Genomic DNA, 26,663 nt, shown 5'->3' on the forward strand with positions numbered 1-26,663 from the left:
AACCATGCTTCGCAGAACACAAAAAGGTTGGCTCGGCATCGACATTGGCAGTGCCAGTGTTAAGGTGGCCCAACTCGCGCGCAGTGATCGTGGCCTTGAGCTCATCGCCCGGACCATCGTACCGCGCACTGCACAACCAGTCGCCGAGGAAGAAAACGAGTCGGAACAACTCTGGTCGGCCAGTGGCGAAATCTCCGCTGCACTCGCATTGGGCACGGCCTATCGAGGGCGTCAAGCAGCCGTCGCCATGCCGATGGGGCTATGCGAAGTTCATCAGCTTGACACACTTCCGACTGATGAATCCGAAGTCGACGTCGTAATCCGTCGAGCGATTGAAATTGCGACCCAGCAATCGGCCGACCATTTGGAATACGACGTCTGGCCCGCCGAGAGTTCCGCCTCCCAGCGGTGGAATGTCCTTGCCGTGGCTCGACCCTGGTCCGACCAGGTTTATCGCGATGTCGTTCAAAGCGGGTTAAGTTGCCACACGATCGATGGCCTGCCCCAAGCCTTGGCCCGTGCCATCGGATTAACGGCCCAGGAAGAACCTTTGCCCCCGATCGCCGCACTCGATTTGGGCTTTGGCCAGGCAACATTGTGCGTCGTCGCCGAAGGTCGCCCGGTCTATGTCCGCAGTTTAAAAGACTGTGGATTGGAGCGCATACTCGCCGCGGTGGCTGACGAACTGTGCGTGACGCACGAGGAAGCTCACCTTTTGTTACGCCAGCATGATATCAGCCGACACGCGGGAGAAGGGGTCGATGAAGTCACGGCGCTGCTGGCCGAGTTGACGACCGAACCCCTGCGTCGACTCGAACAAGAATTGTCTCGCACGATCTCACACATCAGTTTTCAGCGTAAAGCAATCGCTCCGCAGCGATTGGTACTTTTCGGTGGCGGAGCATTGCTGCGAGGCTTACCCCGACATTTGTCCCGGCGATTACGTTTGGAAACGCGCGTTTGGTCTTTGAACAACGAGCATGATAGCGCCAATACAGATTGCCTGTTTGGTGTGGCTGTAGCGATGTCGGCCCTAGCGTGGGAGAAATCATGAGATCATCACTCAACCTGATGTCGCTCGCGACACGCCGCCAAGAATGTTTGCGGGCACGCTTACGCCAATGGCTCGCCATCCTGGGGGTAACTGCCGCGGGCATGTGCTTGTTCGGCGCGGAACGCTACTGGGCTTACCAGCATGCGGCGCACAAACAGTTGCGTATGGAAGCAAAATACGAACCAATTGCCGACCTTCAAAAGTCAAATAAATCGTTGACCCGCCAAATCGACGCGATTCGCAAAGAAGAACAGTTTGTCCTGGCTCTATCGAGTCGTGAGCCGGTCGTGACCTTTTTGGGGGTGTTGGGCGAATCGATTGCCGACAGTGACAACCATGTGTTCCTGCAAAAAATTGAACTGAACAACGCTATCGAATCGAACTCGACAGCGACACAGCAATCGACATTGGAACTGGCGGGAATCGCCAACAGCGGATCAGCCGTGAAGGACTTTACCGACACGCTCCAAAGCTCGATTCCCTTTGGCAAGGTGGGCGTAACGTCGACAAAGGAGCAGCGGCTGAAACAACAGACGGTTCAGGATTTTTCCTTGCAGTGCACCTTTTAGTCACCGAGTGATCTCATGCGCAAAAAAAACGACAAACAGATCGCTCTTCTGACTTGGTGCCTGCACGGCGTGGGGCTCGTGATCCTCATCGCTTGCGTGGGAACTTTCGTCAAGTTTGTGGTCTCGCCACTCGCCGCCAACCGCGCAGTGGCTGAACAGCGGATCACCCAGCTCGAAGCGTTATTAGCGCGGGCTCCCAAGGTTCAGCGTGAACATCAAGTTTTGAAAGCATCACTGGCGGAACTCAGAGAATCGGTGGCCGAAACCCAGCAGCGATTGCCAAGCGAAATGCGTGAGCATGAGTTTCTCGATCAGGTGCGTAGCGCTGCCCAATCGACCGGCATCCAGCTGGGAGAATACCAATTGGGGACCGTGGAGGAGCTTGCCAGCTATTCCAAAGCGGAGCTGACGTTCGCTTGCGAAGGCAGCTTTGCCAGCATCTGCAAGTTTCTTGATCAAATTGACCATCTTGCCCGCATTACTGAGATTAGGAACCTGCAAATCCAGTCGACTGACAATTTCAACCGCTATCCGGTCCAAGTCACATTTGTCTTGTATTTTGGCGGCGCAACGCACGATAGAAACATGAGAGGGGATGTTCTATGACCGAGCGAAATTGGTTGGAGCGCAATGGTGCGACTCCCGCCAAGCTAGCAATCGTCGGTGTCCTCGCTGGGGTGTTGGGTCTCGTCTTGTGGAGCCAACTCGCCGGTGATGCGCCGATCGCGGCCAAGAAAACTCATCAGACAACCGCTCCTCAGGCTAAAAGTAGTGAGCCCAAGCCGGCGATGAAGACTGTTTCCGTGGAACCAGTACAAACTCAGCCGGCCAAGCCTCGCACGTGGCCCAAGTTGAAGATGGATGACATTGCGAAGACCGATCCGTTTGCGATGCCCATGTGGTATCTGATGGCGAAGGCCGATGAAACCGACGGGCAAGCAGGTTCGCTGGTTCGTTCCGCTCAGGTGCTGGAGGAATTGAAGAAACAACAGACGAAGATCGTGGTTATCACCAACGATGAACGGGTCGCCACGATTGGCGATCAAAGCTTCCGCGTGGGCGACACGATCGAAGGATTCGAAATTAGCGAGATCACCAGAAATGGCATCGTGCTGACGGAAACGGCTCGCTAACACTTTTCTGCATTGCTTATCTGAGAATGGCTTTTCGGGGGAAACAACGTGGTAGATACCTCGGGCGCTGGACATTTGGTCTAGCTGCTTGGGTGGTTATGTCACCACTGCTTTTATTCTCTGCCTGGGGACAGCAATACAGTTCGGTGACGGTTCCCAAGCCGGATCCTGAGTACATGGTTCCCCCGCCGGTGGTTTATCCGGAGCAGGTCGTTGTGGAGAACCTCCCCAAACAGCCCGCCGCCGCAGCGCAATCAGCTCCTAATGCCTTGTCGCCAGAGAACATCAACGCTTTGCGCGAAGCATTGTCAGTGCCTGCACCGCAGACATCCACTCAGCAAACCGAAGCCTTGCCGATTCCGCAGGGTCAGGCACCAGCCCAAGGATTACCTGCGGGCACTGCCGTGCCTCAGCAACCTTCCGAGTTGAACCCCGTTAATCCCAACCCAGCAGATCCGTTTGCGCCGAAGCAGCACTTCTTGCCGTTGGGACAACCGGTCGACAAAGACATCGTTGTGAAAGACGATAATGGAATGATATCACTGATGGTTCGCGATGCGCCGCTTCGTCAGGTCTTATCGCTGGTGGCCGAAACGCAGAAACTCAATATTGTCTTTGCGTCGGATGCGACGGTCGCCGTATCGGCGTCGTTTGATAAAGTTCCCTGGCAGCAGGCGATCGAAGCCTTACTTTCAATATCAGGTCATACCTGGACGATGAGCGAGGGCATCATCTTCGTCACTAGCGTTGAAAACGCGGATTTCGTCTCGCCAGAAGCCGGTGGTCGATCCGTCGAGGTGTTTGAACTCGACTTTGCATCGGCGGTCGATGTCGACCAAACCGTCAAAGGGCTGCTCTCGCCCGCGGGGAATAGCTGGGTTCTGGAAAGCAGCACCGAAGACAATCGCCGCACTCGCGAAGTCGTGGCGGTCGTCGACTATCCGGCGAATCTAGCGCGGATAAGCGATTACATTTGCCAAGTCGATCAACCCCCTCGGCAAGTGCTCATCGAAGCCAATATTCTGCAAGTCGAACTCAGCGACGACTGTAAAAACGGCATCAACTTTAACAACTTAGTCAGCTTCAGCGGTAACACAATCGACTTCCGCACGGTCGGATACGCCAATCAAAATGCTTCGTCGGCGTTCTTTATGGAAGTCAACGGCGGCGCGCTCGATGGGTTGGTGGAGCTGCTGAAAACGACCGTTGATGCCAAGTCTTTGGCCAGTCCCAAGATTCTCGTCGTCAGCGGACAGCAATCGCACATTCAAGTTGGTTCGCAATTGGGTTTCCGCGTCACGACCACCACACAGACGGGAACATTTGAAAGCATCCAGTTCTTGGACGTCGGCGTAATATTAACCGTCACCCCGAGAATCACCCGCGACGGCCGTGTGCTGATGCGTGTGAAACCCAAGGTTTCCAAAGGCCAAGTCGATCCCACCACGGGATTGCCCTCTGAAGATACCACGGAAGTCGAAACCGACCTCCTGCTCAACAACGGCCAAGGCATGGTCATCGGTGGTTTGATCCAGGAATCCGATATCAACACGCAAAACAAAATTCCTTGGTTTGGCGATCTGCCGTATGTTGGGGTGTTGTTCCAAAAGCGCAATGTCGTCAAGGAACGTGCGGAAATTGTGGTTACGCTCATACCGCGTGTCATGCCGTATTCACCGATGATTGCTCAGCGCGAGCATGGGGAGTTCATGCGCACGCAAGAACGTCTGACGGAAGGCCCCTTGGTTCGCGTGCCACGGCCCTATGAAGCCCGTTTGTACGACACGTTTACCAATCCTCGTCGGCCGATCGCGAACCTTGCCGCCATCCATCGCGCCAAGGTCGACGGAACTTATGCCATGCCAATGGAAGGTATACCTATGGAGATGGACGGCATGATTGAGTTCCCGCCCGTGGATGAGAATATGGAGCTCGAGATGCTCCCCGAAGTCGAAGGGGAATCGATGATCGAGTTTCCTATCGAGCAATCATCGTATTCCGCACCGATTCAAACCCGTTAACAAAGATTTGCTCCCCAAGGAGTCAGCCATGGCCAATCGCTTGAATGTACCCGAGGATTTGGACCAACTCATCGAAAAACGCGAGCAAGAAGATCGCCGCAAGAAGAAGGATAAGACCGAGACACGCACCGAGTCCGCCAGCCGACGGATGGAAGTTCCCAAAGAACGCCGAAGCAGCAAAGGCCGACGGAAGGAAGATCGTGGCTAGGAAACTCAAGACCCTTGCCTCAGATTCTTTTCGGTCTTCAGACCGAAGCATTAGCCGATCGGGCACTTTCAGAGCAACTGATGCAATTCGATGTGATTAACGCAAATGTCACATAAATTTTGCCGAGAAAACAGGGTTTTCTTACATTTCTGCAATTCATGAAAAGTATAACTCACTCGCGAAATTTCGTTAGAATGCTTGACCACTCTAACGTTGACGAAGAAAATCATAAAGATACTCCTCAGCGATTCCACGGAGTTATCGCTTTGATTCTTCATCCCTACCATGAGGCGCAGGTTGGGGCGGATCATCCTGTTCTTTGGCCGGTGGCGCAAATGCGATAGGCATTACAGTTGGAAAATGCGCCTGGCTGGCTTTGCTCTCGCACTTTGTTCTCAGCTCATCTGCTCGCTGGGCCACGCTGAAGAACGATTACAGTTCAATCGCGATATTCGCCCGATTCTGTTTGATGCCTGCATCTCGTGCCACGGTCCTGATAGCGCATCGCGGCAAGCGGATTTGCGTCTTGATCGCCGGGAAGCGGCAATCGATGCGGGTGCAATCGTTCCGAACGAATCCGAGACGAGCGAATTGATTCGCCGCATTCTGTCGGAAGATGAAGCGGAGGTGATGCCTCCGCCGGAATCAAAGAAAGTGCTGACCGCTGAACAAAAAGAGTTGCTAACCCGGTGGGTGCAAGAGGGAGCCGAGTATCAGCCGCATTGGTCGTTGATTCCGCCGCAACGCCCCGCCCTGCCGACCGTGAAAGACGCGAACTGGCCACGAAATTCCATCGACCACTTTATTGCTGCTCGCTTGGAGGCCGAACAATTGACACCCGCCCCAGCGGCGAACCGGCGCACTCTCGCACGGAGGGTTAGTCTGGATCTGACGGGCTTACCTCCCACGCCCGATGTTGTCGATGCCTTTGTCAATGATCAATCGCCTGATGCTTATGAAAAGTTGGTTGATAAGTTCTTGGATTCACCGCAGTGGGGTGAGCATCGCGCACGCTATTGGCTCGACGTGGCCCGCTACGCTGATACCCACGGCATACATTTCGATAACTATCGCGAAATGTGGTCGTATCGCGATTGGGTGATCAACGCGTTCAACAAAAACATGCCGTTTGATCGTTTCACGATTGAAAGCCTCGCGGGGGATTTGCTGCCGGAAGCCACGCTTGAACAACAAATTGGTTCTGGTTTCAATCGGTGCAATATCACGACCAATGAGGGGGGGGCGATCGACGAAGAGTACTTGGTACTTTACGCACGCGATCGCACGGAAACGACGGCAGCTGCCTGGTTGGGGTTAACGGTGGGCTGCGCGGTCTGTCATGACCATAAATTCGATCCGCTTTCGCAACGTGAGTTCTATGAGCTGTCGGCTTTTTTCAACAATACGACCCAAGCCGCGATGGATGGCAATATTAAGGACACGCCACCCGTAGTCGTTGTCCCGAACGCAAGAGACGATAGTCGTTGGAGTCAGCTCCCCACACTACAAAAACAATTGGAAATGCGACTCGACGCCCGCAGAAGCGCTGCGCGAGAAACCTTTGAAACTTGGACTCAGACTGCTCAGCGGGCTGATCTGACTAAGAAACTACCTCAGGACAAATTGATATTGGAAGTCCCCCTCGACGACGAGGGGCCCGAAGTACGCTACACGCTCCGCGGCGAATCTGTCAGGGCTCCCGCACCAGCTACTCTCGCGTGGCGACCTGGTCCGATGGATCGGTCAGCGGGGTTGATCACTCGGGGGACAATCCTCGAAACAGATCGCAAAGTAGCTGATTTTGAAAAGGACCAACCCTGGAGCCTGGCCCTCTGGATCAGGATCCCTGAGAACCATGAGGCCGGGGCTGTAATGGCCAAATTGGACGATGCGGTCGAGCACCGAGGATGGGATATGTTCATCTACGAACGGCACATCGGTTCGCACCTGATTCATAAGTGGCCACAAAATGCCCTCAAAGTTTTCACCCGACAACCGATCCCTGCCGATACTTGGACCCATGTGGTGATCAGCTACGACGGCAGTATGAAGGCCTCGGGATACAAGATCTACTTCAACGGTCTCGCCCAGCAGCTTAATTTGGAGAGTGACACGCTTTTGCCAAATAAATCGACTCGCAATGAAATCCCTTTTCGAATCGGCCAGCGTCAGAACAGCTCTCAGGTCTCTCAGATAGCACTGTCGAATGTACGCATTTACGGGCGGGTCCTGCCGCAGTGCGATGTCACTGACCTTGCTAGCCAGGCTTTGTTCGCCCTGCTCGATCAACCCCCTGCGGAGCGTGCGGTGAGCGAGCTTAATGCGCTGTACGATTGGTGGTTGGGGAATCAGGACGAGCACTTCCAGCGATTACAGGCTAAGATGCAGGGCTTCGTGGATGAAGAACAACAAATCAAATCACGCGGCACCGTGGCCCATGTGATGCAAGAAGCGCCCTCCGCACCAGAGGCTTTTATCCTTGTGCGAGGAGAGTACGACCAGCGCAGTGAAAAGGTTACGCCCGATACCCCTGATATTCTCCCTCCTTTCCCAGCAGGGGCACCCCACAATCGTTTGGGTTTAGCTATGTGGTTGGTGGAACCTAATCATCCGCTGACCGCGCGTGTGGTAGTCAATCGTTTCTGGCAAGAAGTCTTTGGCACGGGACTGGTGAACACGGCGGGAGATTTTGGCGTGACGGGCCAGCTTCCTTCGCATCCTGAACTGCTGGATTGGCTGGCTGTCGAATTTCGGGAGAGCGGCTGGGACGTGAAGCAGTTATTCAAACTGATGGTGATGAGTGCAGCTTATCAGCAAAGCGCCATGACAACCGCCGAAAAAATCGAATGCGATCCCGAGAATCGCTTGCTTGCCCGCGGGCCACGCTTCCGCATGGATGCCGAGATGGTGCGCGATTACGCGCTGGCCGCTTGCGGGTTGTTGTCGCCCAAGATTGGTGGTCCGAGTGTCAAGCCTTACCAACCGCCGGGCGTTTGGGAAGCGGTCGCCATGCGCGAGAGCAATACCCATGATTACGTGCAGGACAAAGGCGAAGCCTTATATCGACGAAGTATGTACACATTCTGGAAGCGATCCGCTCCGCCGGCTTCGATGGATTTGTTCAATGCCCCCTCGCGCGAAACGTGTGTGATGGCCCGCGAACGAACCAATACACCGCTTCAAGCTTTAGTGACTTTGAATGATCCCCAGTTCATCGAAGCGGCCCGGCATCTGGCTGAAAGTGTCGTTCAGCAGGAAAACTCTGAGTTTAAATACCGGGTGCAGTGGTTGGCTGCGAAATTGCTGGCCCGCAATTTTAACGAAGCGGAACTAAAAATCGCGCAAACAAATTTCGATCAATTGCTTGCGCATTACCAAGCCGACACCGATCAAGCGGAACAACTCGTTCGCGTCGGTGAATCTCCGCTCAATGATAAACTCCCCGTCGCGGAACTTGCCGCCTGGACGATGACGGTGAATCAATTGCTGAACCTCGACGAAACACTTAACAAATAGCACTTTTCGCGATGAATGCTTTCGAAGAATATCGACGACTGGTGACGCGCCGCCATTTTCTGGCGAGCGGCGCGAATTTGCTAGGAACCGCCGCATTAGGTGCGCTCGCCGGTGAGGCCTTTGGCTCGGGGCTGACTTCGCCAACACATTTCGCTTCGAAAGCGAAGCGAATTATCTATCTGCATATGGTCGGCGGCCCGCCGCAGATGGATATGTTTGATTACAAACCGACAATGGGCAAGTGGTTCGACAAAGACTTGCCAGAATCGGTTCGTATGGGGCAGCGGCTCACGACGATGACTTCGGGGCAGGCCCGTTTTCCGATTGCCCCCTCGAAGTACAAATTTGAAAAGTGTGGCCAGTCAGGCATGACCATCTGCGAATTGCTGCCCTGGCTTAAGCAAACGGCCGATGAAATGGTGTTTGTCCGCAGCATGTACACCGAGGCGATCAACCACGAGCCGGCGATCACACTCATGCAAACCGGCAATCAAGTGACGGGTCGGCCGTGCCTGGGTTCGTGGAGTTCGTATGGGCTGGGTTCGCTCAACGAGAATCTGCCGACGTTTGTGGTGATGGTGGCTCGCCCCACGAACACGGAGCAGATGCAGGCGATTTCGGCTCGCTTGTGGTCGTCGGGCTTTTTGCCAGGGCATCACGCGGGAGTGAGCTTACGCACCGCGGGCGATCCGATTCTTTACATCAATGATCCACCTGGCGTGCCGCGCGAAGTGCGGCGGACTACGCTCGATGGAATCAAAGCTCTGAACGAATTGAATTACGGGGAGCTTAACGATCCGCAAACGGCCACGCGCATCGAGCAATATGAGCTTGCCTATCGCATGCAAGCGAGCGTGCCAGAGCTGACGGATCTTGCCAGCGAACCGGCATCGATCTATCGGCTTTATGGCGACGCGGCCAAACAACCCGGCACGTTCGCCAACACGGCCTTACTCGCACGGCGAATGGTCGAGCGTGGCGTGCGATTCGTGCAGATCTATCACAATAACTGGGACACGCACGCCAACGTAGCGGGTCGCTTGCCCGATCAATGCCGCGATATCGATCAGCCTTGCTTCGCATTGATTCAAGATTTGAAGCAGCGCGGAATGCTTGATGACACGCTCGTGATTTGGGGCGGCGAATTTGGGCGAACGATTTACTCCCAAGGGGGCCTCACCAACGAGAATTATGGGCGCGATCATCATCCCCGCTGCTTCACAATGTGGATGGCCGGCGGCGGCTTCAAGCCGGGCACGGTTTACGGCGAAACGGACGATTTCTCCTACAACATCGTCAAAGACTCCGTGCATATTCGCGACTTGCACGCTACGGTACTGCATCAACTTGGCTTCGATCACGAGCGATTCTCGTTCAAACATCAGGGGCTCGACCAGAAGCTCACGGGCGTGGTCCCTGCGCGGGTAGTGCATGAATTGCTGAGCTGACGATAGGCATAATCATGTCGGCCGGCCGATAATCTGCCAAGTTTGGAATCGTGGGGGATCATGTTGGGAAAATAGTATCAATGTAGGTAAGATGTTGGTGGAGATTCTGCTTGGCTCTTACTGCGATCTGCTTTCATGGTCTTTCCCCTTGGTGACGACAATACCGGCTCAAATACTTTTCCCATCGTCAACATCGCGTTGATCGTGGTTAACGTCTTGGTATTTGTCTTTCTGCAAGGTCTGGGAAGCAACGAACCTTTCACGTTCGCGTACTCAACAGTTCCGGCGGAAATCGTCAGCGGCAAAGACTTGGTCTCAGGGGATCAAGTCGTGCAGATGGAAACTGGGAGCGGCCGGCAAGAAGTTCGCATCCCTGGACTTAAAGAAACGCCAATATCGGTCTATCTCACGCTACTGACGGCAATTTTCATGCACGGTGGGATCGCCCATTTGCTGGGCAATATGTGGTTTTTGTGGATTTTCGGCGACAACATCGAACACGATTTGGGCAGAATCCGATATCTGCTCTTCTATCTCTTCTGCGGCATACTGGCTTCGCTGGCCCATGTCTTACTGAACACTTCGGGGCCATCTTCCTTGATTCCCAGCTTGGGTGCCTCGGGTGCGATTTCTGGCGTGATGGGGGGATATCTGGTGCTGCATCCCCATCGGCGTGTGACAGTTCTGCTGTTTCAGTTCGTAACGGATGTCCCCGGAATTGTCGCGGTCGGTTTGTGGTTTGTGTTTCAGATTATCAGCGGCTTGGGAGTGCTCGGCGGCGATCAGGGGGGCGTAGCCTATGCCGCACACATCGGCGGATTTATTGCCGGAGCGTTGCTCGTCAAACCGTTTCAAAAGCTGGGCTCGAGGGGACGCAAAGTTCAATATGCTTAAATCCACAGTAAAAAACTGATTGATTTCTTTCGCGTCTGGGTTTATTTTGATCATTCGTGAGGGAGCCTTTTCTCTCCGACAAACACAAACCAAGAATCGCTAATTTCAAACCGCCAGTCACGACACGGTAACAGGCCTCGGCCAATGACCGCGTTATGACCGGCGGTTTTTTGTTTTCCTACCTGCCCAATACACCCGCCTAATTTCCCGTCAGGATTCGAAGTGATGTTCAGAACTAGCAGTTTTTTATACGTATTCTGTGGAATACTGACGTTCATTGGATTCTTCGAACACACACGGTGCGCGGCGCAAAGTTGCGGTCGACGAGGAGAATGTGCCGTTCACGATCCTCAGGCGACATTAGTTCCCAAGCCGGATACAACTTGGATCACGAGTCCAAATTTTGGTCCCCGCGATGTTCTTGTCGATATTGACAGCATTGTGATTCATACTACGGAAGTCTCTCTCAGTGGAACGATAGATATCTTTGAAAATCGCGAATCTGCCGTGAGCGCGCATTTCGTTGTTGCGACAAATGGTGACATCTATCAGATGGTAGATACCAAGGATCGGGCTTGGCATGCAACCTATTACAACGATCGCTCGATTGGCATAGAGATGGTTGGCTATGCCCACCAGCCTTCAACATGGAATGAGAAAAACTTGGGTTCGTTGTCACACTTGCTGGCCTGGCTCATCCAGGCCTATCCCAAAATTCCGCTCACGCATCCTAGTGGAAATGCCTACGACTACGTCGACGACAAATATTTAGAAAAGGGGCTCGTCGCGCACAGCCAAGTCCAACCCTGGAACAAGTCGGACCCCGGACCTTACTTTCCTTGGAATCGAATGATGTTCGAGGTCGAGCAAATCTTGGCTGCCTCGGCTATCCCTGAACCAAACAGTGCGGCACTTTTATTACTGGGCGCATCGGCCTCGTTATTTCGTGGGCGGAAACGCTAAAACGATTCTATTGCTCGTACGGCATCAGAATTTCATCCGGCTTGAGATCAGCGAGCCACGGAAATTTTCCTTCCGCAATCGCGGCACCGAGTTGTGTGACTTGCTTGAAGTAAGCATTCGATGGCCGCTTGCCGGTGAGCTGCTGAATCAACTCCTGACATAACACGTCTGCGGAAGCTCGCAAGATTTCATTGCTTTGCCGTGAGCCATACAAGGCCGTGCAGAGAATGGTGATGAGATTCTGGCAACGCAGCGACAGCTCGGCCATGCGGCATTGGCGATCCGCGAGCGATAACTGAAATTTCATCATCGTGTTCGAAATTTCGAGCGACATTTCTTGTAGCGCGTTACAAGCGAATTCCGCGTGCCGGGCAAGTTCACTTGGCATGTGGGGGAGTTGGCTCTTGGCGGTGGGCATAAGCCGCCGAGCCACTAGCCATTTCAAATAGGGCAGCGCCACTTTTCGCAGCGCCCAAGCATGCGCGGGATTGAGCGGGTTCGGCTTCTTGATGCCGTTGGCGGCTAAGGCTTTCCCCACTGGCTCGAAATAGGTTTTGCCGTGATCCTTAACCAGCGATTTGAAGAAGGCCATGCCGAGCATTTCGCCTTCCCCTTCGTAAATACAAGGGGCCAGATACTCGTGCACATTATCACCCAGCAGATGGCCATGCAAAAACGAACGACCTCCGTGAGTTTTCATGAACAACTCGATCGCCGCACGCTTCTGGGCTTCGCTGCCAAAAATTTTGGCAATTACGCATTCCATCTCGCCGCGATATCCCTGGTCGATGAGTCCCGCACACCAGGCCACGAGCGCATCACAGGCGGTGATCAACCCAGCCAGCTGGCCCAAGCGTCGCTGCACAAGCTCACGGCTGGCAATCGGCGCGCTGTAGGTCACGCGGAATTGGGCCCAGGGAATCATGCTGGCCATCATCAACCGCATGGTTCCCGCGGCGTTGGCACACAGGGCGATGCGTCCCAGATTTAAGCCGTGGTAGGCAATCGTGAGGCCGTCTCCACGCACCGGTATAAGCAAATTATCAGCTGGAACACGAAAATCGCGGAAGATAATTCCTTGATTGTAAGTATGCTTCAGCGCCCACAAACCATATTTGCGAAGCTGGAAATGTTCATTTTCTTCGGCGGGTAACTCGACAATTAACACCGCTGGTTTGTCGTCGATTAAACAAACGAGTCCAATCGTTCGGCCTGGGACAACATTCGTGATGAAGAGCTTCTCACCATTCACGATAAAATCATCGCCGTCACGGCGTGCCGTGGTGCGCAGTGCCGTGAGATCGCTCCCCGCGCAGGGTTCCGTGAGCGCGAAGGCACTCAAGCGTGAACCGTCGGCCAGCCCTGGCAGGAAGCGTTGCTTCTGTTCAGGCGTGCCAAACGTCCGCACGGGATCAACGGCCCCGATGCAGCCGTGAACCGAGGCCAAGCCGGCAATCGTCGGATCGGCCGTCGCCATGCGAGTTAGGAACGGTGCAAACGCTGCGAAGGGTGTCCCTGAACCGCCGTATTCCTTATCAACCAACAGGCCCCAATATCCAACGCTAGCCAAATCGCTCAGCACGGCATCGGTAATCTTGCCATTTGTATCGAGCAGCGTTTTTGCCGCGCGATGTCGATGCACGACGTTGATGGACTCGTCCATCACGCGCGCGATTTCGGGCGAAGGCGTGATCGATGTGCTCTGAAACAAATCAACCGGCACACCCCGTTCCCACACTGCACGATGCGCTGGACTATGCACCGTTTGGTATTGAGGAGCAAATAACGCCTCGACTTGATCGTCGGCTTTGTCGATCGCTCCTGTGCGGCGGGCTTCGTCATCGCTCTTCCCGCCGAGCTTGAGTGCCGTTTCGGCAAAAGATGCTTCGTGCTCCGTGCTGGGGGGTAAAGTCGACGACATGGTCTCAAACTCGCGCGTGAAGAAAAGTTATGTTTCCGCTGAATTATACCCGCTTCCAGGTCGAACGTGCGTTGCCGATTTCCCGTAAGGACTTTATGATTTCCGCAAAGATTCCGATTAAATGCCCGGCGAACCGTCGGTTCGCGGCTATTCTTTGATTTTTTTCCAAGCACATTGCCATGCACGACCCACGAATCGATAAGCTCGCCAATTTATTGCTCGATCACAGTTGCTCGCTCAAAAAGGACGAACACGTACTGATTGAGGCGTTTGATTTGCCTGAGCCGCATCTCGTCACGGCACTCGTGGAAGGGGCCGCCGAACGCGGAGCCGTGCCATTGGTCAGCACGAAGAATAATGCCGTGTTGCGTTCCCTTTATCGCACGGCGACCGAAGCCAGCATGAAGGCCGCTGCGGAATTTGAAGCGGCCCGCATGAAATCCGTTCAGGCCTATATTGGCATTCGCGGAGCTTACAACAGCAGCCAGTTTGCCGACGTGCCGCACGATCGGATGGACTTGTTCCAACAACATTGGTGGAAAAAAGTTCATGGCGCTATTCGCGTCCCCGACACCAAGTGGGTGGTGCTGCGTTACCCCACGGATTCGTTCGCGCAAGCCGCGAGCATGAGCACTTCGGCCTTTGAAGATTTCTTCTTCGATGTCTGCACGGCCGATTATGCGGCGATGGGTCGCGCACAAGAACCACTCAAAAAGCGCATGGAAGCAGCGGACCACGTGCGCATCACGGCCCCCGGCACGGAGTTGGAATTTTCCATCAAAGATATTCCCGTAATCCCCTGCAACGGCGAACGGAATATTCCCGACGGGGAAGTGTTCACGGCTCCCGTCCGCGATAGCATCAACGGCGTAATTAAGTTCAACACGCAATCGCGTTATCAAGGAACCGTGTTCAGCGACATCGAGTTTGAATTCAAAGACGGCAAGATTATTCGCGCGGAGTCCAGCGACACCGAACGCATCAATGCGATTCTCGATTCTGACGAAGGGGCTCGCTACACGGGTGAATGGTCACTCGGCACGAACAATTTTGTACGACATCCGATGCTCGACACATTGTTTGATGAAAAAATCGGCGGGAGTTTTCACCTCACTCCCGGCCAAGCCTATGAAGAAGCCAACAACGGCAACAACAGCCGCATTCACTGGGACCTGGTACTGATTCAACGGGCCGACTACGGCGGCGGCGAAATCTGGTTCGATGGTGAACTCATCCGCAAGGATGGATTCTTTATCCCCGAGGACCTCAAAGGCTTAAACGCGGGCCTCTAGCCGCTTGCGGCTTTGCGGCGAAAAGCTCCGCTAGCACTGCTGACATTGCCCTGCCCTCTCGAAACCCACTATAACGGGACTTTTCCCATCCCGTAGGCGGAAGAGGTCTCATTGCTATGTCGCACGGCGCGAACCATCAATCGTCACAAATCACCGACCAAATGATTTCTCAACGGGCCTACCACATCTGGCAATCGCGTGGTTGCCCCCAAGGCGACGGCTCCAACGACTGGGAACTCGCCCGGCAACAACTCGAACGTGAAAACCGTGGAGCCCTCGGTTCGCTGCGAAGAATTATCGCGCGACTGCGAACCCGCGCGGCATAGGCGCTCAGCGTATCAATCGCTCCGCAATCACCGCCAAGATCTCACGTGCCACTTCCAGCTTCGATCCGCTCACTTGTTTGATCACGCTGCCGGCGGGGTCGATGATTTCCACCTGATTGTCGAGTGAGTGCATCGCCTCGACACCGTTGGAAACCATCAAGTCGCAGTGCTTCCGTTCAAGCTTTGCGAGCGCTCGCAGTCGATGGTCTTCCGTCTCCAGGGCGAAACCGACGACCCAGCGTTTCCCCTTCTCGGCTCCGAGCGTGGCCACGACGTCATCGGTTTCAATCAAATGCAATTGCAGCGGTTCGCCCGTCTTGGCAATCTTGTGCGATTCGACATGCACGGGGCGATAATCACTCGGTGCCGCGGCCCCGATCATACCGTCGCAACCGGCAAACACCTTGCGGCAGGCATCCATCATTTCTTCGGTGGAGATCACCGGCACAACTTCCGCTGCGACGGGGTAGTGAACTTCAACGGGCCCTGTCACCACGATAACTTCGTGGCCCAGACCCAAGGCCGCTTCCGCCAAGGCAGCACCCATGCGACCGCTTGAGGCATTAGTTAAATACCGAACCGGATCGAGATACTGACGTGTCGGTCCAGACGTGATGAGAATGCGCGCCATGTTGATGCTCAGTGCTTAATTCGGGCACTCACGGCATCGAGACGATGCCGGCTTTCACTTTTCTTTGAGTAACTCGTGAATCTTGGCCGCGATTTCGGTGGGCTCCGCCATGCGGCCTTTACCCGTGACGCGGCAGCTCAACCAGCCTTCGTTGGGACCCACGAAGTGAAATCCATCGTCCGTGAGTTGTTGCAAGTTTCGTTGGACGGCTGACTTCTCCCACATCTCGTTATTCATGGCGGGGGCCAAAATGGTTGGCCCCGTGAATGAGAGGAGCAATGTGCTGAGCAAGTCTTCCGCTAAGCCGCAAGCGGCTTGCGCCAAGACATTGGCCGTGGCCGGGGCAATGCACAACAAGTCTGCTTGCCGGGCTAATTCAATGTGCGGACCCAAATGGTATTCGTGCTTATCGAAGCCTTGGGTCAGCACACGGCGACCAGTCAGCGCTTGGAAGGTTGCCGCGCCGATAAACTTTTGCGCGGCGCGGGTCATAACCACGGTCACACCCAGACCGCTCTGCACGAGATCGCTCACCAAGTAGGCCGTCTTGTACGCAGCAATTCCTCCCGACACGCCGACTATGATTTCGTGTGCCATATTCTGCGACGTTCCTACCAAGAACTAAAGGCTGGAAAGATCCAACTCAGGCGGGCCACCGGAGCTGACCGATTCGCTGGTGATCTTGAGCTGGCTGGAGGAATCCAAATAGATTTTGTTTTGCAGAATCTCTTCGACGACGATTTCCATCTTGTTCTTCGTGTCCATGTCGACCAAGGGCCGCGCGCCGGCGTTGATCGCCGCGAGACGCTTCTGAATAAGCGTCGATAACTTAAAACGCCCGCCGACCTTGTTCACAATTTGTTCTTCTTTGAGAGCATCAATCATCAAGAATTCCTTGGGCTACTAATATCTCCACGATTTCGTCCGCCGTTTCGGGGACCGTATCGTTCACGACTTGAAAGGTGTATTGATGGGCCAATTCGATCTCTCGCCGGGCTACTTCGAGCCGACGGTCGATGGCCTCTTCCGCCTCGGTGCCTCGGGATCGCAACCGCCGCTCCAATTCCTTGATGGACGAGGGCTGGATAAAGATCGTAATTGCATCAGCGAACCGGTCGAGGACCTTATCGGCCCCCAACACGTCAATCTCTAAGAGTACCCATTTCCCTTCGGCTAATCTAGGGCTGACGGCACTCCACAGGGTCCCATACCAGTGTCCGCGGCCGAAAACTTCGACCGTTTCGAGGAATTCCCCCGCCTCGCGGCGGCGAGTAAATTCCGCAGGTTCCATGAAGTAGTAATCCACCCCCTCCTGCTCACCCGGTCGAGGCTTGCGGGTCGTCGCCGAGATGCTCCGCACGAGGCGAGGCGAGAGCCGCTCCATCACCATGGGCACAATTGTCGACTTCCCCACGCCGGAAGGGCCGGAAACCACCACGAGTTTTCCAGGCTTTTCTGCACTCATTGCACGTTCTGAATCTGCTCGCGAATCCGTTCTAGTGCCGTTTTGATCTCAACGATTTGCTGCGAGATCAGCGCATCATTCGCCTTGGAGCCGATGGTATTCGTTTCACGGCCCATTTCCTGGCAGATAAACTCCATCTTGCGGCCAGCACTTTCGTCGAGTTCGAGCGCCGCGGCGAACTGCTGTAAATGGCTGCGTAAGCGCACAATCTCTTCAGAAATATCAGCCCGATCGGCGTAGAGTGCCACTTCGCGGACCAAGTCCGCTGGCTCGATCGTTACGTTGAGCGATGAGAGGGCTTCGTTCACGCGATCTTGAATCCGCTTGCGATAGCTTTCGCCAACCTGTGGGGCTTGTTTTTCGATGATGTCGAGACACAGGGCCACGGTCACACATTGATCGCGCAAATCCGCGGCGAGTGCTTCACCTTCCACGGATCGCATAGAAGTGAGTTGCGCAATCGCTCCGTGCAAGGTTGGTTCGACAATGGGCCACAAACTCGCGGCGTCGAGTGCCTCGGCGGAAAGCTCTTCCACAACACCCGGCAAGCTCGTGAGCGGTTCCAAGCGGATGGCTTCGTCGAGATTCCTCTTCGCGGCGACCGACTGCAATTGGTCGACATACTGATTGAGAATCCGGGTATTGAGGCGGTAATCTTCGGCGCTGGCCAAATGGCGAATCCGCAAATTGCAGGTCACCGTGCCGCGTTTGACCGTGTCGCGTAGGACCGCTTCGATGAGCGATTCTAAAACACCGTAACCCTCGGTCGTGCGGATATTCGACTTGAAATAGCGGCTGTTGACCGTGCGAATTTCGACAGCGATGGCGTACCCTTCGCGCTGCTCAACCACCTCACCGAAACCGGTCATGCTGAGCAGGGGCACGTGCAATCCTCAAAAAATTTGCGGCTAAGTTATTCGGTCTTCGCTTCGTCTGCGGCGGGAGTCGCCGCTTCGGCAGCCGGTGTCACCGATTTACTCGCAGGTTCAGTCAGAGAAGATTCAACGGGCGGAGCCGACTCCGTGGCTGCTTCATCGGCAGGGTCTGCATTGGCTGGGGCCTCATCCGCTTTGTCGTCGGCTGGCTCGCCTTCGGTTGCCGCTTTCTCGGTGGCTTCCTTTTCGGCTTCGGTAAGTGCAGGTCCAGTGCTAACCGGTGCTTCGTTGCCCGTGTTCAAACGACTTCCAGCCGTGGCGGGTCCCAGCTTGGCAGCAGCAATGCAGAGGATAATCCACACCGCAGCGGCACCAATCGTGATCCGGGTGAAGATATCGCCCGCTTTGGCCCCAAACGCGCTAGAGCCACCCATGCCGCCCAGCGCACCGGCCAAGCCGCCACCGCGACCGCGTTGCACGAGGACGAGCAAAATCAAAAAGACAGCGACTACCGAAAGCAGCACTTGAAACAGCAACTGCATCGCCGCAAACATCGGAATGACCACTAGAGTGCTCCGTCAAAAATTTCGTTGTTAAGCCTGGGCGACCGTGGCACCAGCCGCGGCAATCGCCAGGAAATCCGCCGCTTTGAGACTCGCCCCGCCAATCAGGGCGCCGTCAACATTGGGTTGCGACAACAATTGGGCTGCATTGTCTGGCTTGACACTGCCCCCATATAGGATTCGCACCTTGTCGGCAATCTGGGCATTGTAGCGTTCCACCAGTTGCCTGCGAAGATCGGCATGAACCTCTTCGGCCTGTTCGGTGGTGGCGACTTTACCGGTTCCAATCGCCCAAACCGGCTCGTAGGCGATTGTTACCGACAACATCTGCTCGTCAGAAACACCTGCCAATGAGCCTTCAAACTGCTTTTTAATGACTTCGCCCGTCTTCCCAGCTTCGCGTTCTTCGAGCAGTTCGCCAACGCAAACAATCGGCCGTAAACCGGCCTTCAACGCGGCGTGGGTCTTCTTGTTTACGATTCCGTCGGTTTCGCCCAGGATATGCCGCCGTTCGCTGTGACCCAGGATCACATATTGCACCCCGAGGTCGGTGAGCATGGCGGTGCTGGTTTCGCCGGTGAATGCTCCGTTGGCTTCGAAATAGACATTCTGAGCCCCCAGTCCCACGGCGGCATCGCCAATCTCATCACGCACGAGCGACAAATAAACATTCGGAGGGCAAACCAAAAGCTCGGCCCCTTCGCACTCACTCGCCTTCTCGGCCACGGCACTCGCCAACTGGCGGGCACTCGCGCTGTCGGTGTTCATTTTCCAATTGCCAGCGATCAATGGGGTTCGCATCGACGAAATCTCCTCGCACAAAAACCGAAGGTCACACAGCCCGCTTCACCCGGGCCGGGATAGCCCCTCAGTTTAGCCGATGGGATCGGCCTGTGCATAGGAGCCCAGCACGGTGAGTCGTGTGGCCCGTTTTTCTAGGGCCGAAAGGGCCCGGCGAGCCCGCAAATCCGCGGCGTGGCCCTGAAATTCCACGAAAAAGACGTACCGGCCCCGTTGGCCGGGGAGCGGGAACGATTCGATCCAGGTCATGTTGAGGCGTTGCTTTTTGAAAATCCCCATCGCGTCGGCGAGCGCCCCCGGCTGATGGTTGATCTCGAACACGATCGAGGTTTTGTCCTTACCCGTTTTGGGCCCGCTCTCTTGGCCAATGACGGCAAAGCGCGTGACGTTATCCGGATTGTCCTCAATCCCTTTGACCAACACTGCGACGCCGTTGTTGATTCCCGCCTGTTCGCTGGCGATCGCGGCAGTTCCCTTTTCTGCAGACGCTTTGCTCGCAGCATCCGCGGAACTCGCCACTTCCACCAGTTGCACGTTGGGCAGGTGCTGACTCAACCAGTTGCGGCATTGCGAGAAAGGTTGCCGCTTGCTGTAAATCTTCTTGATCTCGTTGCGGCTGCAATTGGCGAGCAAACAGTGACGAATCCTTAGCGGCACTTCGCCACAGATTTTTACGGTTGAGCGAGCCAAACATTCCAAAGCATCGGCCACTCGGCCATCGGTGGAATTCTCGATTGGCACGAGCCCAAAATCGGCCTGTTTGCGTTCGACTTCTTCAAACACCGCGGCAATCGTGGCCACGGGAACGAGCTGGGCACTTTGGCCAAATCGTTCGATTGCTGCTAGGTGGCTATAAGTGAATTCAGGGCCCAAGTAGGCCACCGTGGTCGCTAGTGCGGAAGCCTGTGTGCCGCTGATAATTTCGCGAAAGACGTTGTGAATCGCCGTTGTGCCGAGCGGCCCTTTGCTGGCGGCAGCAATCTCGTCGACGTGCTTCAGCGCGGCCTGTAAACCAGGAGCCATCTCGCTGGCAGCACTTCGTTGAGCGGCAAGGCTAACTCGTTGATTGATGAGATCCAAAATTTCGCGATCGAGCTTATCGATTTGTCGCTGCGCAGGGGTTTTCGATCCCTCGGCATTCGAAGCTTTGGACTCTTTTCCAGCAGATTTTTTCTTCTTAGCCATCGCCCCAGTATGTTTCTCAAACACGGCCTGTCCAAGCAGCCTGCCAATGTGGCACTGCCCGGGAATAGCCTGCGAAAGTGTACCCCGCGGAAAGCTGCCATTTTGACAGAAACATTGCCATAACTGTCATTCTTGCCACCCAACAAGGTGTTCCATAAAGTATTTTGCAATAATACTTTACGTCAATATATCTCATGACAGCAACACGGCACAACCTTTGCTAATTGACTTTCCACGGGCAATCTCTGCCCACAGAAAAGTACAAATTGACCAAGCACCTGCTGGAATTGTTTCCGACTTCGGGTCCAATCCAAGCAGCTCCAAAAGCTTAGGTATATCGAAGGAGAATTCTCATGGCAGGCGAAAAAATCATTGGTATCGATCTCGGCACGACGAACTCCGTCGTCGCTGTGATGGAAGGTAAAGAGGCGAAGGTCATCCCCAACGCCGAAGGCAACCGGCTCACGCCGAGCGTTGTCGCGTTTACCGACAAGGGCGAAGTCCTCGTCGGCGAGCCCGCACGGCGGCAAGCGGTCACCAACCCCACTAAGACCGTTTACTCGATCAAGCGGTTCATGGGTCGGCGGCATAATGAAGTCGCTTCGGAAGAAAAAATGGTTCCCTACGAAGTCGTCGGCGGTGCCGAAGACTACGTGAAGGTTAAGGTTGGCAATCAGGAAATGACCCCGCCGGAAATTTCCGCGAAGATTCTGCGCAAGCTCAAGGAATCCGCCGAAGCCTATCTTGGCCACACCGTCAACAAAGCGGTGATCACCGTTCCCGCGTACTTCAACGACGCACAACGTCAGGCCACCAAAGATGCCGGGCAAATCGCTGGCTTGGAAGTGGCTCGTATTATCAACGAACCGACCGCGGCTTCGTTGGCTTACGGTCTCGACAAAAAGGCGCAAGAAAAAATCTGCGTGTTCGACCTCGGTGGCGGTACGTTCGACGTTTCGATCCTCGAAGTCGCCGACGGCGTGTTCCGCGTGATCTCGACCAACGGCGATACGCACCTGGGTGGTGACGACTTCGACCAAGCGTTGATCAACTACGTGGCCGATCAGTTTAAGCGCGAGCAAGGTATCGATCTCCGCAAAGATCAAATGGCGTTGCAGCGATTGCAAGAAGCATGCGAGAAGGCCAAGAAGGAGCTCAGTTCGGCCCACTCGACCGATATCAATCTGCCGTTTATCACGGCCGATGCCAGCGGTCCTAAGCACTTGCAGATGAACATCAGCCGCGTGGATTTCGAGAAGTTGGTCGACGACCTCATCGAGCGCGTGCGTGGTCCCGTGTTGCAGGCCATGAAAGACGCCAAGCTTTCGCCGAGCGATATCGACGAAGTCGTGCTCGTGGGTGGTTCAACCCGTATTCCCAAGGTTCAAGCCGTCGTGAAGGAAATCTTCGGCAAGGATCCTCATAAGGGCGTGAACCCCGACGAAGTGGTGGCCATCGGTGCCGCGATTCAGGGTGGCGTGCTTAGTGGCGAAGTGCAAGACATTTTGCTGTTGGATGTAACTCCGCTTTCGTTGGGTATCGAAACCCTGGGTGGCGTGATGACCAAGCTCGTCGAGCGCAACACCACGATTCCCGCCGAGCGGAAGCAAGTTTTCAGTACGGCTGACGACAACCAGACAGCGGTCACCGTTCGCGTGTTCCAAGGGGAACGCGAAATGTGTGCCGACAATCGATTGTTGAGCCAGTTCAACCTGGAAGGCATTCCACCCGCCCCGCGCGGTGTGCCGCAAATCGAAGTGAAGTTCGATCTCGATGCGAACGGCATTTTGAGCGTGGCCGCCAAGGATCTCGGCACGGGCAAGGAGCAGACGGTTCGTATCGAGCAATCGAGCGGACTCAGCGAAGACGAGATCAACAAGATGAAGCGCGACGCGACGGAGCATGCCGCCGAGGACAAGAAGAAGCGTGAACTTGTCGAAGCTCGCAACGAGGCGGAATCGCGTGCTTATCAGCTCGAGAAGTTGATCAAAGAGCAAGGCTCGAAACTCAAGGACGCCGACAAGACGGCCCTCGAGTCAGCGATCGCCAAGGTCCGTGAAAAGGCCAAGGGCGAAGATGCCGCCGCGATCAAGGCCGCGATCGGCGAGCTGGAAGCCGCATCACACGCGATGAGCGAAGCCTTGTATAAGTCGACCGCTGGTGGCGAGGCTGCCTCGGCAGACGCTGGTGGAGCTGAAACCGCGGCGAGTGATTCGGCCGATGACGATGCGATTGATGCCGAGTTTGAAGTGAAAAGTTAAGTTTAAGTGTCGGTTTTCTAGCCGCGAGCATTTGCTCGCGGCTGAAGACCGACGCATTTGTTCAGTTCCATGGCAGGACAAAAATAGATTCAATTTCTACCCGGTAAAATTTAGGGTATATTTCTGCTATGGCCACCATCACCAATCACATTGAAATCCATGAAAGCGTCTGCGGCGGCAAGCCTTGTGTGGCCCGTACGCGCATTCGTGTGTGGGATATTCATGTGTGGCATGATTTGCGTGGCCAGTCGCCCGAAGAGATTGTCGCTCTGTTCCCCCAGCTTTCCGTTGCCGACATTCATGCCGCCTTGGCTTACTATTTGGATCATCGAGACGAGATTGATTCCCAAGCCAACGCCGACCAAGTTGAAGCTTCCAAACTTCAAGCTGAACAATCCCCTAGCCAATTCGCCCAATTACGTGACGAGCTACTAAGAAGCAAGAGTAGTCATGGCGATCAAGTTTCATCTTGATGAGCATGTGCATCCAGGTATCGCCATAGGTTTGCGATCGCGTGGGGTTGATACTACGACTACTGCCGAGTGCGACCTGATTGGGTCCGACGACATTCAGCAACTCGGTTACGCTTTTGCCCAGCAGCGCGTCATGGTCACTCATGATGTCGATTTCTTAAAGTTGCATGCGGGTGATACTGTTCATGCCGGAATTGCCTATTGTCATCAAGAGAAGTATCCACTTGGCGTCCTGCTGCAAATGTTGCTGCTACTAGACGCTTGTGAATCGACCCAATACATGAAGGGTCGCATAGAGTATCTTTGATTATTTACCAATTACCTTTAACAACTTTTAGATAACCATGGCATTTCGTTTTGACAAACTGACGATCAAAGCTCAGGAGGCGGTGCAGCGGGCGCAGGAATTGGCGGCGGACGCGGGGAATCCCCAGCTGGAGCCGATTCATTTGCTCGCGGCGTTGCTCGAAGAGCAAGATGGCGTGGTGCGGCCCCTCTTGGATCGGGTGGGCACGAACCAAGGCCAGTTGCAGCAAATTGTTTCGGCGGAACTCAAACATTTGCCGAAAGCGAGCGGTGGTTCGCCCCCACATTTGAGCAGTGATGCCAATCGTATTCTCGAAGCCGCGCAAGCGCAAGCCCAAGCGATGCAGGACGACTATGTGTCGACTGAGCATTTGTTGCTTGCTCTCGCCAAGGAAAAGTCCAAGGCCCAGGATGTGCTCAAGCTCAACGCCGTCGATGAGAAAGATATTCTCACGGCGCTGCGTGAAGTGCGTGGCTCGGCGCGTGTCACGGACCAAAGTCCCGAAGCCAAATTCCAAGCCCTGGAGAAATATGGCATCGATCTGGTGACTCGCGCCGAGCAAGGCAAGCTCGACCCCGTGATCGGTCGCGACCAGGAAATCCGCCGTGTGATTCAGGTTCTTTCCCGGCGCACCAAAAACAATCCCGTGCTGATTGGTGAACCGGGCGTCGGCAAGACAGCCATCGCAGAGGGTTTGGCGCTGCGCATCGTGCAGAGCGACGTCCCGCAAAGTCTGAAAAACAAGCGGGTGATCGCGCTCGACATGGGTGCGTTGATTGCCGGCACAAAATTCCGTGGCGAATTTGAAGAGCGACTCAAAGCGGTCTTGCGCGAAGTGCAGGATTCCAACGGAAGCGTGATTCTGTTCATCGACGAATTGCATACCGTCGTGGGGGCGGGTGCCGCCGAGGGGGGCAACGACGCCGCGAATCTGCTCAAGCCGGCTCTCGCGCGGGGGGAACTCCGCTGCATTGGTGCGACCACGCTCGATGAGTATCGCAAGTACATCGAAAAGGATGCCGCGCTCGAGCGGCGTTTCCAACCGGTGTTCGTGGGCGAACCCAACGTGGAAGACACGATCGCGATTCTGCGCGGTTTGAAACCTCGCTATGAAGCTCATCATAAGGGTGTGCGGATCAAAGACTCGGCGCTTGTGGCGGCGGCGGAGCTTTCGCATCGCTACATTGCCGACCGGTTCCTGCCGGATAAGGCGATCGACCTGATGGACGAAGCCACGAGCCGGTTGGCGATGGAACTCCAAAGCGTGCCGACCGAGATCGATCAGTTGCAGCGTAAGCTGACGCAACTGGAAATCGCCGCGCGGCAACTCGCCGACGAAACCGAAGAGCATGCCAAGCAGCGTCTCGCCGACGTCAACGAAGACATGGACGAGATCAAAAAAAAGCTGGCCGATCTGCGTGAGCAATGGGAGAGCGAAAAACTGGGCGTGGGCGACGTGCAGCAAGTTCGCGAGAAGTTGCTGGATGTCACGCACAAGGCCGAGCAACTGGCCGCGACGATCACAGACAAGCAATCGGCGGGCGAGTTGGTCCCCGAAGCGCTTTATCAATCGCTGTACGAACTCGATGTTCAGCGCAAGCAACTCACCAAGCAATTGGACGAGATCGAATCCCGCCAAGCGGCCGGCGAAAAAGCCGCGGCTAGCGGCACGCGCAAGCGTTTGTTGCGGCAGGAAGTTGGCCCCGATGAAATCGCCGAAGTGGTCAGTGCGTGGACCGGGGTTCCCGTCTCTCGCATGCTGGAAACCGAACGGGCCAAGCTCTTAGTGCTCGAAGAACGCCTGCATCAACGCGTTGTGGGCCAGGACGAAGCCGTCGAAGCCGTGGCGAATGCGGTGCGTCGCAGCCGCAGCGGCTTGCAGGATCCCAATCGTCCGATTGGTTCGTTCCTGTTCTGTGGTCCCACAGGTGTGGGCAAAACGGAGCTTTGCAAGGCTCTCGCTGAAACGCTGTTCGACGACGAGAACGCCATGGTCCGCCTCGACATGAGCGAGTTCATGGAAAAGCACACGGTGAGCCGTTTGATCGGCGCGCCTCCGGGCTACGTCGGTTACGAAGAAGGGGGCAAGCTCACCGAAGCGGTCCGCCGTCGGCCTTATTCCGTAGTGCTGTTGGATGAAATCGAGAAGGCCCATCCCGACGTCTTCAACATTTTGCTTCAGGTGCTCGACGATGGCCGCTTGACCGACAATCACGGTCACACGGTCGACTTCACGAACACGATTGTCGTGATGACCTCGAACGTCGGCAGCCAGCTCATCCAGCAGATTACTAATGAAGGTGGCAGCGAGGAAGACATGCGCGAGGCGCTGCAAGATGCCTTGCGTGCGCGGTTCTTGCCGGAGTTTCTTAACCGTATCGACGAAACGATCGTGTTCCAGCCGCTCAATCGCAGCCAGGTCACGCGGATTGTCGATCTGCAACTCGAACGACTCGAAAAGCTGCTCGCCAAGAAGCATTTGAATCTGGTCGTGACAGAAGCGGCCCGCAATCACATTGCCGCGGAAGGTTACGATCCGGCCTTCGGCGCTCGGCCGGTGAAACGAGTGATCCAACACTCGATTCAGAATCCGCTCGCCACGGAGCTCTTGCGAGAAGATTATCCCGAGGGGGCGACGATCGAGGTCGATTATCGCGACGAGGAATTCACGTTCCGCCGCGTGGATGCGGCCGAACCTGAGTTCGTGAGTTAAGAGTTCGTGAGTTCACGACTCTTCAAATAATGAAAAGGCTTCCG

Annotated in this window: 25 protein-coding genes; 16 read left to right on the forward strand and 9 right to left on the reverse strand. The window is 55.3% G+C overall.

Annotated features, from left to right (window positions below; translation table 11 throughout):
• Nucleotides 1-4: 4 nt before the first annotated feature.
• From pilM to SH678x_RS15380, 10 genes are all read left to right on the forward strand, one after another.
• Nucleotides 5-1,054: a pilus assembly protein PilM gene (gene pilM / locus SH678x_RS15335; RefSeq protein WP_496919331.1), complete on the forward strand. Its 1,050-nt coding sequence runs from the start codon at nucleotides 5-7 to the stop codon at nucleotides 1,052-1,054.
• On the forward strand, nucleotides 1,051-1,623 hold the full coding sequence (locus tag SH678x_RS15340; protein ID WP_496919332.1) for a PilN domain-containing protein: 573 nt from the start codon (nucleotides 1,051-1,053) through the stop codon (nucleotides 1,621-1,623). The genes pilM and SH678x_RS15340 overlap by 4 nt, the downstream gene beginning before the upstream one ends.
• A gap of 15 nt (nucleotides 1,624-1,638) precedes the next feature.
• Nucleotides 1,639-2,229 (forward strand): type IV pilus inner membrane component PilO, encoded by a 591-nt coding sequence (locus SH678x_RS15345; RefSeq protein WP_496919333.1) that lies wholly within the window; start codon nucleotides 1,639-1,641, stop codon nucleotides 2,227-2,229.
• Nucleotides 2,226-2,756 (forward strand): hypothetical protein, encoded by a 531-nt coding sequence (locus SH678x_RS15350; protein ID WP_496919334.1) that lies wholly within the window; start codon nucleotides 2,226-2,228, stop codon nucleotides 2,754-2,756. Before SH678x_RS15345 ends, SH678x_RS15350 begins: the two co-directional genes overlap by 4 nt.
• A gap of 98 nt (nucleotides 2,757-2,854) precedes the next feature.
• Nucleotides 2,855-4,777, forward strand: coding sequence for a secretin GspD/PilQ domain-containing protein (locus SH678x_RS15355; protein WP_496919335.1), 1,923 nt, complete (start codon nucleotides 2,855-2,857; stop codon nucleotides 4,775-4,777).
• A 28-nt stretch (nucleotides 4,778-4,805) separates the two neighbouring features.
• Nucleotides 4,806-4,985 carry a hypothetical protein gene (locus SH678x_RS15360; RefSeq protein ID WP_496919336.1) on the forward strand — a complete coding sequence of 60 codons (180 nt, stop codon included), beginning with the start codon at nucleotides 4,806-4,808 and terminating at the stop codon, nucleotides 4,983-4,985.
• A 360-nt stretch (nucleotides 4,986-5,345) separates the two neighbouring features.
• The gene (locus SH678x_RS15365) at nucleotides 5,346-8,501 is read left to right on the forward strand and encodes a DUF1553 domain-containing protein (RefSeq protein WP_496919337.1); all 3,156 of its coding nucleotides are present in this window, start codon (nucleotides 5,346-5,348) and stop codon (nucleotides 8,499-8,501) included.
• 11 nt (nucleotides 8,502-8,512) lie between these two features.
• On the forward strand, nucleotides 8,513-9,949 hold the full coding sequence (locus SH678x_RS15370) for a DUF1501 domain-containing protein (protein ID WP_496919338.1): 1,437 nt from the start codon (nucleotides 8,513-8,515) through the stop codon (nucleotides 9,947-9,949).
• A 135-nt stretch (nucleotides 9,950-10,084) separates the two neighbouring features.
• Nucleotides 10,085-10,843, forward strand: coding sequence for a rhomboid family intramembrane serine protease (locus SH678x_RS15375; protein ID WP_496919339.1), 759 nt, complete (start codon nucleotides 10,085-10,087; stop codon nucleotides 10,841-10,843).
• Between the two features lie 225 nt (nucleotides 10,844-11,068).
• The gene (locus SH678x_RS15380; protein ID WP_496919340.1) at nucleotides 11,069-11,806 is read left to right on the forward strand and encodes an N-acetylmuramoyl-L-alanine amidase; all 738 of its coding nucleotides are present in this window, start codon (nucleotides 11,069-11,071) and stop codon (nucleotides 11,804-11,806) included.
• Between the two features lie 7 nt (nucleotides 11,807-11,813).
• Here SH678x_RS15380 and SH678x_RS15385 read toward each other — a convergent pair whose 3' ends face one another.
• Complete coding sequence (locus tag SH678x_RS15385; RefSeq protein ID WP_496919341.1) at nucleotides 11,814-13,727, reverse strand: acyl-CoA dehydrogenase family protein; 1,914 nt, start codon at nucleotides 13,725-13,727, stop codon at nucleotides 11,814-11,816.
• 179 nt (nucleotides 13,728-13,906) lie between these two features.
• Here SH678x_RS15385 and SH678x_RS15390 point away from each other — a divergent pair, with 179 nt between their 5' ends.
• Nucleotides 13,907-15,019: an aminopeptidase gene (locus SH678x_RS15390; RefSeq protein WP_496919342.1), complete on the forward strand. Its 1,113-nt coding sequence runs from the start codon at nucleotides 13,907-13,909 to the stop codon at nucleotides 15,017-15,019.
• A gap of 116 nt (nucleotides 15,020-15,135) precedes the next feature.
• Complete coding sequence (locus tag SH678x_RS15395; protein ID WP_496919343.1) at nucleotides 15,136-15,345, forward strand: DUF2934 domain-containing protein; 210 nt, start codon at nucleotides 15,136-15,138, stop codon at nucleotides 15,343-15,345.
• A gap of 4 nt (nucleotides 15,346-15,349) precedes the next feature.
• On the opposite strand, the gene SH678x_RS15400 is transcribed toward SH678x_RS15395, so the two are convergent.
• The 8 genes from SH678x_RS15400 to pheA form a co-directional block, all read right to left on the reverse strand.
• Nucleotides 15,350-15,976 (reverse strand): phosphopantothenoylcysteine decarboxylase domain-containing protein, encoded by a 627-nt coding sequence (locus SH678x_RS15400; RefSeq protein WP_496919344.1) that lies wholly within the window; start codon nucleotides 15,974-15,976, stop codon nucleotides 15,350-15,352.
• Between the two features lie 54 nt (nucleotides 15,977-16,030).
• Complete coding sequence (locus SH678x_RS15405) at nucleotides 16,031-16,573, reverse strand: flavoprotein (protein ID WP_496919345.1); 543 nt, start codon at nucleotides 16,571-16,573, stop codon at nucleotides 16,031-16,033.
• Between the two features lie 24 nt (nucleotides 16,574-16,597).
• Nucleotides 16,598-16,861, reverse strand: a complete 264-nt coding sequence (locus SH678x_RS15410; protein ID WP_496919346.1) for a DNA-directed RNA polymerase subunit omega — start codon at nucleotides 16,859-16,861, stop codon at nucleotides 16,598-16,600.
• A complete protein-coding gene (gene gmk / locus SH678x_RS15415; RefSeq protein ID WP_496919347.1) occupies nucleotides 16,854-17,441 on the reverse strand; it encodes a guanylate kinase in 588 nt (195 codons plus the stop codon). Before gmk ends, SH678x_RS15410 begins: the two co-directional genes overlap by 8 nt.
• Complete coding sequence (locus SH678x_RS15420) at nucleotides 17,438-18,325, reverse strand: YicC/YloC family endoribonuclease (RefSeq protein WP_496919348.1); 888 nt, start codon at nucleotides 18,323-18,325, stop codon at nucleotides 17,438-17,440. The genes gmk and SH678x_RS15420 overlap by 4 nt, the downstream gene beginning before the upstream one ends.
• A gap of 29 nt (nucleotides 18,326-18,354) precedes the next feature.
• Complete coding sequence (secG, locus tag SH678x_RS15425) at nucleotides 18,355-18,882, reverse strand: preprotein translocase subunit SecG (RefSeq protein WP_496919349.1); 528 nt, start codon at nucleotides 18,880-18,882, stop codon at nucleotides 18,355-18,357.
• A gap of 27 nt (nucleotides 18,883-18,909) precedes the next feature.
• Nucleotides 18,910-19,680: a triose-phosphate isomerase gene (tpiA, locus tag SH678x_RS15430; RefSeq protein ID WP_496919350.1), complete on the reverse strand. Its 771-nt coding sequence runs from the start codon at nucleotides 19,678-19,680 to the stop codon at nucleotides 18,910-18,912.
• Nucleotides 19,681-19,752: 72 nt separating this feature from the next.
• Entirely contained in the window at nucleotides 19,753-20,865 is a 1,113-nt protein-coding gene (gene pheA / locus SH678x_RS15435; RefSeq protein ID WP_496919351.1) for a prephenate dehydratase, read from the reverse strand.
• 353 nt (nucleotides 20,866-21,218) lie between these two features.
• On the opposite strand from pheA, the gene dnaK reads away from it, so the two are divergent.
• The 4 genes from dnaK to clpB all read left to right on the forward strand — a co-directional run bounded on the left by dnaK (nucleotide 21,219) and on the right by clpB (nucleotide 26,619).
• Entirely contained in the window at nucleotides 21,219-23,126 is a 1,908-nt protein-coding gene (gene dnaK / locus SH678x_RS15440) for a molecular chaperone DnaK (RefSeq protein ID WP_496919352.1), read from the forward strand.
• A 128-nt stretch (nucleotides 23,127-23,254) separates the two neighbouring features.
• Entirely contained in the window at nucleotides 23,255-23,599 is a 345-nt protein-coding gene (locus SH678x_RS15445) for a DUF433 domain-containing protein (protein ID WP_496919353.1), read from the forward strand.
• Complete coding sequence (locus tag SH678x_RS15450; protein WP_496919354.1) at nucleotides 23,577-23,906, forward strand: DUF5615 family PIN-like protein; 330 nt, start codon at nucleotides 23,577-23,579, stop codon at nucleotides 23,904-23,906. The genes SH678x_RS15445 and SH678x_RS15450 overlap by 23 nt, the downstream gene beginning before the upstream one ends.
• 37 nt (nucleotides 23,907-23,943) lie before the next feature.
• Nucleotides 23,944-26,619 (forward strand): ATP-dependent chaperone ClpB, encoded by a 2,676-nt coding sequence (gene clpB, locus SH678x_RS15455; protein ID WP_496919355.1) that lies wholly within the window; start codon nucleotides 23,944-23,946, stop codon nucleotides 26,617-26,619.
• Nucleotides 26,620-26,663: the final 44 nt, after the last annotated feature.

The organism is Bythopirellula superficialaquae (genome assembly GCF_059632245.1).